This is a genomic window from Bacillus sp. AFS017336, from assembly GCF_002555445.1.
GTDB lineage: Bacteria > Bacillota > Bacilli > Bacillales > Bacillaceae_G > Gottfriedia.
Genome location: NZ_NUCO01000028.1, coordinates 1 through 12,775, shown reverse-complemented (window position 1 = coordinate 12,775; position 12,775 = coordinate 1). Strand labels below are relative to the sequence as shown.

The following is a 12,775-nucleotide window of genomic DNA, read 5'->3' as shown; positions in this document are numbered from 1 at the left end:
TGTTCAAAAAAAAGAGAACCAACGAATGGTTCTCTCTTTTTTTACGCACTTTATTTAGTAAACTCTTAAAGCTTAACACTCTTAATTGAAGTCCAACCACTATACACTTTAGTCGAACCAACTATTCGATATGTTCTTACTTTATAATAGTAAGTCTTTTTCTTAGTTAAACCACTATTAGTATAAGATGTTGAAGTTGTACTTTTTACTAAACTATATGATCCAGTACTTGATGTAGATCTGTAAATTTCATAGCCACTTGCCCCACTTACTGAACTCCACGATACTTTGCTACTTGTTGAACTTACTTTAGTCGCGTTGAAATTAGTTGGTACTGATGGAATTGGTTTTGCTGAATTCCCCCTTAAAAAAATATATCGCTACTAATGAATACTTCCTCCATTTGATAATTTGATTATATACATCGGGGTGTTCAAAAAATTGAACAACAAAAAAGAGAATCTCATCATGATTCTCAATACGTTACATATGATAATAGTTTGATATTTTACCAATATAATCCCAATTACTTAAATAAGCTTAATAATTCCTACATTAAAACTTTACTAAAAAACGCCAAAATTACTCTTATTTAGACTAGTTATTTTCGTATTCGATAATTAAAATTTCATTAAACATGTCTATAGTCTTTATAATTGCCGAAAAATAAATGTGCATTGAAGCCCATGGTTGTATCTAATTACTTGTAGTAGCATTAAGACCTCAGCGTTCTTAATAACAAATAATAGGAGTGATTGTGTGCTTAATAAAAAAATCTTATCACTAGTTACTTTAGGATTATTAGCGTCACCATTGTCTTTAGGAACCGTTAAGGCAGAAGGAACTGTTAAGGCAGAAGGAAACGGATACAACTTATCAAAGAAGATGGTTGAACATCAGCTTAAAAAGCCACTTCAAAAAGGAATCCTCGATTTTCATACGTTTAATCAACTTAGAAATGAAGTAAAAGATTCAAAAGCCATTTCAGTAAAAAACTTTAATAAAATCGGGATTATGAGTAATGGTAACAACACTAGTGAAGATGATGATTTTATATCTGAGGTAGAGCCCAATGATGACTTTGATTCTGCAGATAATACATCATATGAAAAACCGTTAATTGGACAGTTATACCCATTGTATGATGTAGATGTTCATAAAGTAGTCGTACCGAGTGATGGACTTTTATATGTAGTTGGGGTTACTAACTCTGATAATATTGACCTAGCATTCTCTGTTACAGAAAAAGATTTTGCCGTGAGTAATAAATTACAATATTTAGGCTCTGATTATGATGACGAAGGAAATGAATATCAAGCATACCAAGCAAAAGCTGGTACATATTATATTGGCGTTATAGACTATGATAATGACGATGTTGATAATAATACAGAAGATGACTTATATGCTATCGGAACTTATTTCGAAGATAATGTTGCCCCGAGTAAGCCAATCGTAAATAAAGTTGATAATAATGATACAGTTGTGACAGGTAAAGCAGAAGCTAATTCTACTGTTACCGTTAAAGTAGGAAGTACTCTATTAGGTACTGCTAAAACAGCTTCAAATGGAACTTATTCAGTAAAAATCAAAACACAAAAAGCTGGCGTGACATTAAGTGTTACAGCTAAAGATTCTGCTGGTAATACAAGTGCAGCGTCAACTACAAAAGTTGTTGATGTGATTGCACCATCTAAGCCTGTAGTAAATAAGGTTGATAATAATGACAAAGTTGTAACTGGAAAAGCAGAAGCTGGTTCTACTGTTACTGTTAAAAAAGGTTCTACAACACTTGGATCTGCAAAAGCTAATTCATCTGGAAATTATTCAGTTACGATAGCTGTTCAATATGCAGGTACAAAACTATCTGTAACTGCTAAAGATGCTGCTGGTAATACGAGCACAGCAACAACTGTAACAGTCGTAGACGTGATTGCTCCAAGTAAACCAAAGGTTAATAAAGTAGACGATAACGACGCGAAAGTAACTGGAAAAGCTGAAGCTAACTCTACTGTTACTGTTAAAGTTGGAAGTAAAGCTTTAGGTTCAACAAAAGCTGATTCAAAAGGAAACTTTACAGTTAAAATCAAAGCACAGAAAAGTGGTACTACGATTACTGTAACTGCTAAGGATGCTGCTGGTAATACTAGTTCTGCTACTTCAGTTAAGGTTGTAAGGCATTAAGATAGATTATTGAGCCAAGGATTAGTTCCTTGGTTTTTTGTTTTTTAGCAATCAAGACTCACGCTTAATCCGTCTTTTTTTAATAGTAAAATAGATACTAATTAATACAAGCAATAACGGAATGCCATATACAAACAATTGAAATAAGTAATCTCCAAAATACATGCTAACCCTCCTCGATCATAGAGTCATATTTTAAATACTATCCCATTTAATATTTTGTGAAAATAGTAACATAAAGGGACGGTAAATATTTTAGGTAATAATGAAATATGTATGAACGTTTAAAGGACTACAAATAACAAAAATCTACTTGAAGTCTCAAATTTTAACTATAAGATTCTTCTTCAAGCTTGTTTAACCTAATTAATATATTCAAAAATATCTTATCCCTTATTGCATCAGCCCACAAAACCTTCACAGAACCGTTCTCCTCTAACGTAATATGTAAAAATAGATTTTATTAAATGCTTATCAGCTATTTTTATTAATTGTAAATGCGGTTCTTGATAGTTACTCATGGTTTCTAAATAATTGGGATCACTTAGATCTGATTTATAAAAAGCATCAATAAACTCATTTACTTCTTCATGATATTTATAAAAGCGACCGTTCATAGTAAAAAATTCAAAATCGTTTTTACTAAAATAATCAATATACTGTTTTATTTTTTCAGTTTTCATTATTTCACCCCCTTCCTATTTTACTCTAGAATTTCACTTTAATGTATTAGTCAACTTACTAGTAAATGAAAAAAGAGCATCCCCGAAAGATACTCTTTTAGTAAAATATTATTGTTGCAAATTCATACTATACAGCTTACTCATCTCCAGAATTTGCTCCTGAACTCTCTCAATCACAGATTGCGGGCTTATTACTTGTGCATCCTTACCCCAAGTTAATATCCATGTGATTAATCCATCACTGATCGCAGCTTTTGTTGTTAAGATGAAATGCTCCTCATCTACTTGTTGAATATCAGCTTTTAAGCCAAAACGGTCAAGAACTACATTTAATAATCCTCTTTTGAACTTGATTTTTACATAGTCTGGCTCACCAGCAAACATATTAAAAACGGTGCGCAAATATTCGTCGACGTCAAAGCGTTCATCTTGGAATTTTTCTTCTGTTTTCTTAACTTTGCGCATTCGGTCTACACGGAAATGTCTTAGTTGATCTTCAGGTAAGCTTCTCGTAATTAAGTAATAGTAGTCATTTGACCAAATTACTGCGAGTGGTTTAACTGAATATTCTTTTCCATCGTGGCTTAATTCAAATTTTTTCTTAATATTGTATCGACCATATTGGAATGAAATTAGTTTGTTCTCAGAAATGGCTTGGTGAAGTTGATCGATTGAAAAGTGAATTCGATTGCTTTCACTTTTAATTGCCGTATCTGGAATAATGCCATTGTGGAGCTTTTTAGCTTCGTTATCACTCGTTAGCTTTTTTAATTTATCGATAATTTTTTGTGTTTCTTGTTTATTTAAAAATCTTGAAGCAGTCACTGCATCTACTAATAAACGTAGTTCGTGTAATTCAAAAAGTCGCTCTTGGTGGCTATATGTAGTTGCCTTTCCATCGCTAGGATTCTCAATTACATCAAATCCAACCTCTTCTAATACTGTTATATCTTTTAAAAATGTATTTTTACTATACGAAAAATCCTCTTCTCCTACCGCTAATCTCTTTTTTATTTCATCAAAGGTAAACTCATTGTCAATATCTGTTTTACTTTCTAGTAGCTTCATTAATTTATAAAATCGTTCGCGGTTTTCCATGGATTCCTCCGTTTTTTAGTAAAATCTAAAAGATATATTTTAGATAAACCTTAATATTATTTTAATTTTAGCACATCTAATTACGAATGATTATAGTCATAATTTACCAGTCTATTTTTACCAAAAACGCTATGAAATAAGTAGGATGTTTTCCCATAAATTATAGTAAACAAATGCCAGAACTACTTTAAAAAGTGTTGTTGGCTTATTTTTTTGCCACTTTTTTGTCTAGTACACATGAACCCGTCCAAAAAGACTAAATATGGATTTAGCGTGATATGAAAATGTGAACAAGCATACACATTAAATATTGATTCCCAAAATTCTCCATTGGTAAATCAAATTATATAGGAGGTTAAGAATGATTGTATTTGATCATGTAAATAAGTTTTATGGCGATTTTCAAGTCTTAAAAGATATTAATCTCACTATTAATAAAGGTGAAGTTGTTGTTGTGATTGGGCCTTCTGGTTCTGGGAAAAGTACTTTGCTCCGCTGTATTAATCATCTAGAAACAATCAATGACGGGACTCTTACAGTAAGTGATATTTCAGTTGGTGATAAAAAAACCGATATTAACAAGCTAAGACGCAATATTGGCATGGTTTTTCAGCATTTTTATTTATATCCGCACAAAACAGTGCTTGAAAATATCACTCTAGCCCCTATGAAAGCTCTTGGTCAATCTAGAGAAGAAGCCGACAAAACTGCTAATCACTTTCTTGAAAAAGTAGGTATTTTAGAAAAAGCAAAAGCCTATCCTTCCCAGCTTTCCGGTGGCCAGCAACAGCGTGTCGCAATTGCACGCGGGCTTGCGATGAAACCGGATATTATGCTTTTTGATGAACCAACTTCAGCACTCGACCCTGAAATGATTGGCGAAGTGCTTGATGTTATGAAAAACCTTGCTAAAGAAGGAATGACGATGGTTGTTGTAACTCATGAAATGGGCTTTGCCCGAGAAGTAGCCGATCGCATCGTCTTTATGGATGAAGGAAGAATTTTAGAAGAAGCAACTCCGGCTGAGTTTTATGAGAACCCGCGTGAAGAACGGGCTCGCTTATTTCTCAGCCGTATATTAAATCATTAATAGGAGGTAATTGGAATGTTTCTAAAAAAATTCATGAAAATGGCTCTAGTTTCAACAACGGCCGCCTTAGTTCTTGCAGGCTGTGGTAGTAAGGATGATTCGAAAAGCAAAGATGCTCTAGCACGAATTAAGGACGATAAGAAAATTGTTTTTGGCGTAAAATATGACACTCGTTTATTTGGATTGAAAAACCCTTCATCAGGTAAAGTAGAAGGATTTGATATTGATCTTTCCAAAGCACTTGCGCAAGAAATGTTTGGCAAAGATGTGAAGCCTGAGTACATAGAGGTTACGTCAAAAACGAGGGTTGGTCTCTTAAATAACGGAAAAGTTGATGCAGTCGTCGCTACAATGACGATTAATGAAGAACGTAAAAAAGAAGTAGATTTTACTGATGTTTACTTTAATGCCGGACAATCATTGTTAGTAAAAAAAGGTAGTAAAATTCATGGACTTACTGACTTGAAAAAAGGTACAAAAGTACTTGCTGTTAAAGGCTCAACTTCTGCGGTAAATATTCGTGAGAAAGCTCCTGCAACTACAGTACTTGAATTTGAAAACTACGCTGAAGCTTTCACAGCTTTAAAAGCAGGTAAAGGTGATGCTCTAACGACAGATGATGCAATCCTTTACGGTATGAAAGAAGAAGATCCTTCATTTGAATTAGTAGGAGGAACTTTTACACAAGAACCTTATGGTATCGCAGTTAAGAAAGGTAACAAAGCGCTTGTTGAAAAGTTGAATAAAGCATTAGCAAGCTTAAAAGCTTCAGGTAAATATGATGAGATTAAAAATAAATGGATTAAAAATTAAATGATATTATCATTGGGAACTGCAGAGTCCGTCCTTATACGGGCCTGCTTTTCCTGATAATTAGGAGGAAATCCTTTGATAGATTTCTCGATATTAACAGATCATATGGAGTATTTTTTAGATGGATTAAGAGTAACCATTTTAACTAGTTTAATTGCTTTATTATGTAGCTTCATTTTAGGGACACTGGTTGCTGTTATGCGAATTGCTCCAATCAAACCGCTTAACTGGTTAGGTTCGATCTATGTTGAATTTATCCGAAATATCCCTGTTCTAGTAGTCATTTTTTTTACTTACTTAGCTGGAAGCTATAGTGGAATGGTTGCAGGAACAATCGGTTTGACCATCTATACAGCAGCGTTCATTGCCGAAGCAATCCGTGCTGGAATTCTCTCCGTGCCAAAAGGCCAAATGGAAGCCGCTCGCTCAACCGGATTGACTTACGGACAGGCAATGAGATTAATCATCCTTCCTCAAGCAATCAAAATCGTCATCCCTCCTCTTGGCAACCAATTTCTAAATTTAGTAAAAAACTCATCATTATTAGCCGTCGTAGCTGGTCAAGATTTAATGTATCAAGGAGATCTAATCTCAGCAATGACTTACGTAACGTTTGATACTTATATTTTCGTAGGTTTATTTTATTTAGTTTTAACGATTCCTTTAAGCATCGGTGTGAACTATTTAGAAAAACGCTTGGCTAGAAGTAATTAAGGAGGTGGATTGATGGATTTTCTACAACCGTACGCTGATGTATTAACACTAGATCATATTAAATTTTTACTTGAAGGATTTTGGGTCACTCTTAAAGTCGCTGCTATTTCAATTGTACTCAGCTTTATCATAGGAGGATTAATTGGTACCCTCAGATATACGAAAATACCAGTCGTTACTCAATTACTAACCGCGATTGTCGAGACGATTCGGAACTTACCATTATTACTAATTATTTTCTTTACGTATTTTGCCTTACCGGAAATCGGAATCGAAATGAAAATTACAACAGCTGCCATCGCAGCATTAACGGTATTTGAATCAGCAATGATTTCAGAAATTATTCGAAGTGGATTAAACTCCATTGAAAAAGGACAGATTGAAGCAGCACGTGCATCTGGATTAAATTACACACAGACATTACGCTATATTGTCTTGCCCCAAGCATTAAGACGAATGGTTCCGCCGATTGTTAGTCAGTTTATTTCTTTACTAAAAGACACATCATTAGCTGTTGTGATTGCATTACCGGATTTATTGCATAATGGACAAATTATTTATGCGCAGAAGGAATCTTATGTGATCCCCGTTATGGTGATTGTTGCGTTGATGTATTTTATTGTTAATTATGTTTTGTCATTGATTGCTCGTAGATTGGAAATTAAGCAGAGTTGAGAGATTCGGTTCAATGGTTGAACCGGATTTTTTATTTTATATAAACAAACGTTCCTTATATTGTAACATCTTCCTATAATTTCTAATAAATGACTGTGCTATATTTTAATTAGTTGCATGCTAAATAAAAAAAGGATCTTCTAAGAAGACCCCAATCATCAAAATGCTCATACTATTTTTCGAATAGTTCATCCATTAAGTCGTCTATTTCTTTTTTTAACGCCTTCGTTTTGACCTTGTCGATTTCAAATTTTCCGTTTGTCATATAAACTGCATCTCCAGGAGAAACTGATTTTGGAAACATCTTTTTAGGATAATCAGTCGTTGAACCATCTTCTAATTCAACAACTACAAGTTCTCCCTCAAATCGGTCAACTATTCCAGTAATTTTCATCTTATTTTTTCTCCGTTTTAACCGTAATTTTTTTACCATCGCTTGTTACGACCACGCTGCCATTTTTATCTGTACGGTAAACTTTTGTTTTATATTTCTTTAAGCGATTAAGTGTATCATTTGTTGGATGGCCATATCGATTATTTGCACCGACACCAATAACTGCAATTTTAGGTTTCACTTTATCTAAAAATGCTTGACTACTTGATGTTTTCGCACCGTGATGCCCTACTTTTAACACATCTGCCTTCAAGTCCTTTTTAGACTTAATCATATCTTGTTCAGATTTAGACTCAGCGTCTCCAGTAAATAAGAAACTATTTTTATTATATACAAGTTTTAACACTGCACTCCAATCATTAAGATCAGATTTCGAATAAGATTTTACAGGACCAACAAATTCCGCAGAAACACCTTTTAAATTTAATTTAACTCCAGCAGTAACTGGTTTAATTTTTAACTTTTCGTTTTTAACTGCAGTCAAAAATTGTTTAAATGCTTGCGTATTATTCGATACATTTGGCGCATAAACACTTTTTACTTTAAAAGCTTCTAGTACTTCATCTAACCCACCTACATGATCTGCATCAGGATGTGTAGAAATCATGACTTCAATATCTTTAACCTTTTGTTTCTTTAAATAGTCTACGACAATATCACCCTTAGCCTTATTTCCGCCATCAATAACAATATCATCCCCATTTGGCGTTTTTATATAAATTGCATCACCTTGACCAACGTCAATAAAATGTACATTTAAATTTTTAGAAGCAGCTTTCGTATCAGTAGGCTTAAATTGGTAAGCAATCCCTGCTAATAAAGCACTAGTTAATACGATACTTAATATTTTCTTTTTCAATTAAAAAATCTCCTAACTTTAATAAAGTGATTTTTCATAACCATAAAAAAAGATAGTTTCCATTGGGAGCTATCTTTTTAATTTCGTAAACTTATCTTTCACATGCAATAAAATCATGATCTCGATCGCTTTTCTTATTAGCGTCGTATAAAGCTTTTGACACAAAAGGTTTATATTTAGTTTTACCGCCTTTATTCTTAACAGAAGAGCTACGGGCAATTCCACCCTTATACTTTGCATTAATTTCTTTACAGTTTTTATATTCTTTCGCAGCTGCACTAACATCATTAGTTGAAATAAACGAATAACTTTGAATAAGACCAAAAGCCAGAATACCGATAACAAGTTTTTTCATTTTTAGATACCCCAATCTATTATTTTGTAACAATTGAAACCTAATTTTAATATTAATTTAGTTATATTAGACTATCAATAGTTAAATTAAAATTTAGTAAAAAAACTAGTAGTTTAATAGGAAATTTAAGACATTACTGAGTCCACTCGCTCAGATATTTAGTAAATTTCAAAGATGTATATTAAATATTTCTTAATCTAATTAACATTTTAACATAGAAGAATGTTGAGATTATAGTGAATATTTATCAGATTTATTTAGGTAAAATTTACTAAGTTGAATAAGCCTACTCGGGGGTTGAGTAGGCTTTTGTTTATAATCTATATGTGATTGCAATTAAATAGGTTCTTTATTGTTTTATTAAATTGCTCTTATTTCCCTTATAATCAAATGGACCTTTTCATCCCTATACTCCCAATATTCTTACTGGGATCAGCAATGTTAACGGTAGGTTTTAAAGTTTTAACACCATTTAGAATCACTTTTTCAGCAGAAGGTTCCGCAGTTATTGGAAGTTATAGCATATGGTTCTCAATCTTTTTTATATTCTGGATTTGATTCTTTTAATTTAGAAATTGTAAAGCTGAACATATCTTCAAAATTTAAGTTTTTAAAATAAGTGGATTAAATTTTTCCATCCTGTCCAGAGTTAGTAGATAATGCTTGTAGCATTCTGACTAAGGAATATTTCGTTGCAAGTCCATCTCTCAAATAAATGCATTTGAACATTGATATTATTTACTTCCCCCATTTTATCTTCCGTGACTTTCTATCTCCCATTATAGTAATGACTAATTTTTTCAGTTTGGGGATTAATAAACGCCTTAATCTTAACAATCCGGCTTATTCGTATTTTATAAAATGGGAAAACTTTCATAATTTTGTAATATTTAGTGAAATGCTAAAGATTAAACTCTGTTAAGATTATTATATAGAGATACTAATTGAGAAATTTTTAAAGATTAATTGAAAATTAGCCTCAAGCAGTCATCATCTCTATAAAAATCTAAGAGGAAAGGTTAAGGTGGATTCAAAATGAAAAAAAAAATTATTTCAAGAAAGAAAGAAAGGTATCTTTTTATAATCATATTATTGGCATTGGTGGTAACATTAATTCCCAATAAATCTAATGCTGAAAATATAGATTCTACCAACACTTTAATTAAAGTACTATTTAGACAAACTTATGCAGTTAATTGGAACGAAGTATCTGAAATTGAAAAAGATAAAACAATCAATCTATTTGTTAATGGAAATACTGGTTGGAGTTACAATCCTGATGAAGAGGTTTTTGAGCGTTTTGTTTCGCTAGAAAATATTGAAGTAACATTAGAAAATAGCGAAGAGTCAAAAACTACAAATACCAATGGAGAAGTAGTTTTAAATGGTGAGGGTAAACAATTGGTAAATATTTCAATGGAAGGAATAGATGATAATTTAAGTCAAATCGTTGATTTTTCTCAAAATGAAGTAAACATTATTAAAGAAATGGATATCTCTCAAATGCTAAAAGATTCAGAAAAAGACTTATATACAGAAAAACCTAGCTCAACATCAAATACAAGAGCTTCTTCTACCGATCCCTATTGGGAAATTGGAGAAGAAGGACACTACGGTGATAGATTACATTGCAATCGATTTAATGGACCTGCAGGAAATGGAAAATATTATCCAAATTATTATCCACAAGCGGCAATTAATTTTATTATGAGTGACTGCGATTACTCTCTAGGTCGAAGTAAAAGATGTTTAGCTGATTATACGTCTGATAAATATTGTGCAGCCAGCCCAAGTTCAAAACAAGGAAAATGTTCGACTTTTATTGGGCATTATAATAGATTTCATAACCATTAAAAAGGAGAAATTGTTATTAATAAGTACTTAATATTACTGCTAACTGGTTTACTATTGATAAGTTTAGTATTCAATATTTGGTTAATAAAAATAATAACTCCAAAAACAGTCTTATCGATAGATAATAAGTCCATCATTAAAGAGCAAGAATTATTAAAATCGTTAGAAAAAAAATATAAAATTCACGAATTAAATAATCAAGCAAATTCATATATCATTGAAAAAGAAGCTAATAAAAATAACTTTTCATCCCCAAATAAAATGGAATTAAAAAAACTAAATAAAAAGTTTCCCGAAATGAACATAAATAAATCGAATAAGCAACCATATTATGTGTATCATTTATTTAATCTAAAAAATAATGATGCTATAATAAAAAAATATTTTAAAGAAAAATACCAACTAACAACTCCAAAAATGTATCAAGTACTAGTTTATCAAACAATTAATCATAATTTGGCTACAAAATTGGAAAATGAATTAAAATCTGGAAAAAGCGCAAATATGATTGAAAAAGAACTAAAAATAAATTTTGAAAAAACTAATACTGTTCATTTAGATTTTCTTCAGCTAAGTACCTCAAATGATAATTCACTTACTACAGACATTAATGATTATAATATCGGGAAAGTCGTCCATCTTATGAATGATGATGGAATGACAATTTTATTTGTTTCAAAAATAGTGGATTATGCTCAAAATCCAAAATTATTTAAAGACATGTATTTTGCTAATAACTACCAAACTATTAAATCTAATTTAATTAATAAACTTAGTTCTAAACATGAAATAGTTATTCAATAAAAGTATCATTCATTAGCTTAAAATAAATAGATATACCTCATGTGAAGGACATATTGTATCGAGGTGGTATATGAAAAAATTACTTATATTAATATGTCTAAGTAACTTCTTGTTATTTTCGGGATGTAATAGTGAAATAAATCTAAAAAGTACATCTTTAAATTCGATTACAATAAATAATATAAAAATCTATGATAATATCGATGATATAGACTTAAATGGATATGTAAAAAGTAATCGATTTTCAAGAGGGAATGCAAAATATTACTTTGAAAATTTAGTAATGGATGTTAATAAAAGAAATCAAGTAAATTATTTATTTGGCTTTTATAAGGAAAACAAGGTAGTTATCCATGGTAAATCCAATTTAAGATTTATTAGTGATATTACTTCATTACTTAGGAGTAATTACAAAGAAGCTTGGCAAGATCGAGAACAACAACTTAAGTATCATAGTTACTATGATAAAACTCATAAATTAATCTTCAAAGTAGTATATAGTGTTGTAACGAATGAGATCGTTTGGGTTGAAGTTAAGTCATCTGATTAATCTATAATCTCAATCGATCAAATAAAAAAAGCGAAGGCTTCCTCAGGTAACTCAAGGAAGCCTTCGCTTTTTTTATTGCAATGTTTTTTCGGTGTCCTTTATAAAATAACCCTTTTCCACATCGTTAATTTAAACATAAATCGTTTTTTTATTTATTCATATTGTGATAGTAAATTATTGGTTTCATTTAAGTATTATTGTAGATTTAAGAACACTTGGTCTTCTACTACTTCTTGATTTCTTCATCATTTGATTCCACGCAAGTGTTCCACAATCTTTTCAAGACCCAATTGTGTAAAACGAATATTAAATCCTTTTGGTGTCAACATGTATCCTTTTTTAAAACTTTCATCGCGTGGCATTAGTACTCCATCTCTATTTGATCAGCTAACCCTTTTAACATAGCCGTTTGGAATAAGGAAAGTGTCCATAAAGTGATTTGTATCTTGCTGCGTTGCTTTTTCACCTCGAATTTTTACCAGATTTAGTTTCACTAATTCATTTAATAAATCTGTACCATGTCCACAAAACATTGAATTGCCCCCAAAAAAGTTATCTATTAACTTAAGTTCTCTATTATTAATTACTTCACTATAAGAATATAATTTTCGTATAAATTTTAGAAGTTAATACAATTCACTTTTGCCAATTTCTGTAAAAAAACTCAAAAAAACACATCAATTTTGAAGTGCACCCCAAATG

General features: G+C 31.5%; 15 protein-coding genes. 8 read left to right on the top strand and 7 right to left on the bottom strand.

Annotated elements, in window-relative coordinates; translation table 11 throughout:
* Positions 1-65 precede the first annotated feature (65 nt).
* Positions 66-344 carry a fibronectin type III domain-containing protein gene (locus CN601_RS28030; protein WP_373604987.1) on the bottom strand — a complete coding sequence of 93 codons (279 nt, stop codon included), beginning with the start codon at positions 342-344 and terminating at the stop codon, positions 66-68.
* Positions 345-759: 415 nt separating this feature from the next.
* Between CN601_RS28030 and CN601_RS17095 the strand changes: the two genes are divergently transcribed.
* Positions 760-2,184, top strand: coding sequence for an Ig-like domain-containing protein (locus tag CN601_RS17095; protein ID WP_142317364.1), 1,425 nt, complete (start codon positions 760-762; stop codon positions 2,182-2,184).
* A 401-nt stretch (positions 2,185-2,585) separates the two neighbouring features.
* Here CN601_RS17095 and CN601_RS17090 read toward each other — a convergent pair whose 3' ends face one another.
* Together CN601_RS17090 and CN601_RS17085 are read right to left on the bottom strand one after the other, a co-directional pair.
* Positions 2,586-2,867 carry a DUF6508 domain-containing protein gene (locus tag CN601_RS17090; protein WP_098171756.1) on the bottom strand — a complete coding sequence of 94 codons (282 nt, stop codon included), beginning with the start codon at positions 2,865-2,867 and terminating at the stop codon, positions 2,586-2,588.
* A 108-nt stretch (positions 2,868-2,975) separates the two neighbouring features.
* Positions 2,976-3,965 (bottom strand): helix-turn-helix transcriptional regulator, encoded by a 990-nt coding sequence (locus CN601_RS17085; RefSeq protein WP_098171755.1) that lies wholly within the window; start codon positions 3,963-3,965, stop codon positions 2,976-2,978.
* Between the two features lie 361 nt (positions 3,966-4,326).
* Between CN601_RS17085 and CN601_RS17080 the strand changes: the two genes are divergently transcribed.
* The 4 genes from CN601_RS17080 to CN601_RS17065 all read left to right on the top strand — a co-directional run bounded on the left by CN601_RS17080 (position 4,327) and on the right by CN601_RS17065 (position 7,257).
* Positions 4,327-5,055, top strand: coding sequence for an amino acid ABC transporter ATP-binding protein (locus tag CN601_RS17080; RefSeq protein WP_098171754.1), 729 nt, complete (start codon positions 4,327-4,329; stop codon positions 5,053-5,055).
* Positions 5,056-5,070: 15 nt separating this feature from the next.
* Positions 5,071-5,868, top strand: a complete 798-nt coding sequence (locus CN601_RS17075; RefSeq protein WP_098171753.1) for a transporter substrate-binding domain-containing protein — start codon at positions 5,071-5,073, stop codon at positions 5,866-5,868.
* Positions 5,869-5,943: 75 nt separating this feature from the next.
* The gene (locus CN601_RS17070) at positions 5,944-6,582 is read left to right on the top strand and encodes an amino acid ABC transporter permease (RefSeq protein WP_257131732.1); all 639 of its coding nucleotides are present in this window, start codon (positions 5,944-5,946) and stop codon (positions 6,580-6,582) included.
* A gap of 12 nt (positions 6,583-6,594) precedes the next feature.
* Entirely contained in the window at positions 6,595-7,257 is a 663-nt protein-coding gene (locus CN601_RS17065; RefSeq protein ID WP_098171752.1) for an amino acid ABC transporter permease, read from the top strand.
* Between the two features lie 172 nt (positions 7,258-7,429).
* Here CN601_RS17065 and CN601_RS17060 read toward each other — a convergent pair whose 3' ends face one another.
* The 3 genes from CN601_RS17060 to CN601_RS17050 form a co-directional block, all read right to left on the bottom strand.
* The gene (locus CN601_RS17060) at positions 7,430-7,651 is read right to left on the bottom strand and encodes a DUF3006 domain-containing protein (RefSeq protein WP_098171751.1); all 222 of its coding nucleotides are present in this window, start codon (positions 7,649-7,651) and stop codon (positions 7,430-7,432) included.
* Between the two features lies 1 nt (position 7,652).
* Complete coding sequence (locus tag CN601_RS17055; protein WP_098118547.1) at positions 7,653-8,510, bottom strand: ComEC/Rec2 family competence protein; 858 nt, start codon at positions 8,508-8,510, stop codon at positions 7,653-7,655.
* A 91-nt stretch (positions 8,511-8,601) separates the two neighbouring features.
* Positions 8,602-8,865, bottom strand: a complete 264-nt coding sequence (locus CN601_RS17050; RefSeq protein WP_098171750.1) for an excalibur calcium-binding domain-containing protein — start codon at positions 8,863-8,865, stop codon at positions 8,602-8,604.
* 1,035 nt (positions 8,866-9,900) lie between these two features.
* On the opposite strand from CN601_RS17050, the gene CN601_RS17045 reads away from it, so the two are divergent.
* From CN601_RS17045 to CN601_RS17035, 3 genes are all read left to right on the top strand, one after another.
* Complete coding sequence (locus CN601_RS17045) at positions 9,901-10,719, top strand: hypothetical protein (protein WP_098171749.1); 819 nt, start codon at positions 9,901-9,903, stop codon at positions 10,717-10,719.
* Between the two features lie 54 nt (positions 10,720-10,773).
* A complete protein-coding gene (locus CN601_RS17040) occupies positions 10,774-11,523 on the top strand; it encodes a hypothetical protein (protein WP_098171748.1) in 750 nt (249 codons plus the stop codon).
* Between the two features lie 70 nt (positions 11,524-11,593).
* A complete protein-coding gene (locus CN601_RS17035) occupies positions 11,594-12,073 on the top strand; it encodes a hypothetical protein (protein WP_098171747.1) in 480 nt (159 codons plus the stop codon).
* Between the two features lie 383 nt (positions 12,074-12,456).
* Here CN601_RS17035 and CN601_RS26985 read toward each other — a convergent pair whose 3' ends face one another.
* On the bottom strand, positions 12,457-12,606 hold the full coding sequence (locus CN601_RS26985) for a hypothetical protein (protein WP_179865593.1): 150 nt from the start codon (positions 12,604-12,606) through the stop codon (positions 12,457-12,459).
* Positions 12,607-12,775 lie beyond the last annotated feature (169 nt).

What these genes read in the sequence shown, in the direction of transcription:
- CN601_RS17060 (WP_098171751.1), bottom strand. Translation starts at nt 7,651, where the DNA reads ATGAAAATTACTGGAATAGTTGACCGATTTGAGGGAGAACTTGTAGTT.
- CN601_RS17080 (WP_098171754.1), top strand. Translation starts at nt 4,327, where the DNA reads ATGATTGTATTTGATCATGTAAATAAGTTTTATGGCGATTTTCAAGTC.
- CN601_RS17035 (WP_098171747.1), top strand. Translation starts at nt 11,594, where the DNA reads ATGAAAAAATTACTTATATTAATATGTCTAAGTAACTTCTTGTTATTT.
- CN601_RS17085 (WP_098171755.1), bottom strand. Translation starts at nt 3,965, where the DNA reads ATGGAAAACCGCGAACGATTTTATAAATTAATGAAGCTACTAGAAAGT.
- CN601_RS17065 (WP_098171752.1), top strand. Translation starts at nt 6,595, where the DNA reads ATGGATTTTCTACAACCGTACGCTGATGTATTAACACTAGATCATATT.
- CN601_RS17075 (WP_098171753.1), top strand. Translation starts at nt 5,071, where the DNA reads ATGTTTCTAAAAAAATTCATGAAAATGGCTCTAGTTTCAACAACGGCC.
- CN601_RS17090 (WP_098171756.1), bottom strand. Translation starts at nt 2,867, where the DNA reads ATGAAAACTGAAAAAATAAAACAGTATATTGATTATTTTAGTAAAAAC.
- CN601_RS17050 (WP_098171750.1), bottom strand. Translation starts at nt 8,865, where the DNA reads ATGAAAAAACTTGTTATCGGTATTCTGGCTTTTGGTCTTATTCAAAGT.
- CN601_RS26985 (WP_179865593.1), bottom strand. Translation starts at nt 12,606, where the DNA reads ATGTTTTGTGGACATGGTACAGATTTATTAAATGAATTAGTGAAACTA.
- CN601_RS17045 (WP_098171749.1), top strand. Translation starts at nt 9,901, where the DNA reads ATGAAAAAAAAAATTATTTCAAGAAAGAAAGAAAGGTATCTTTTTATA.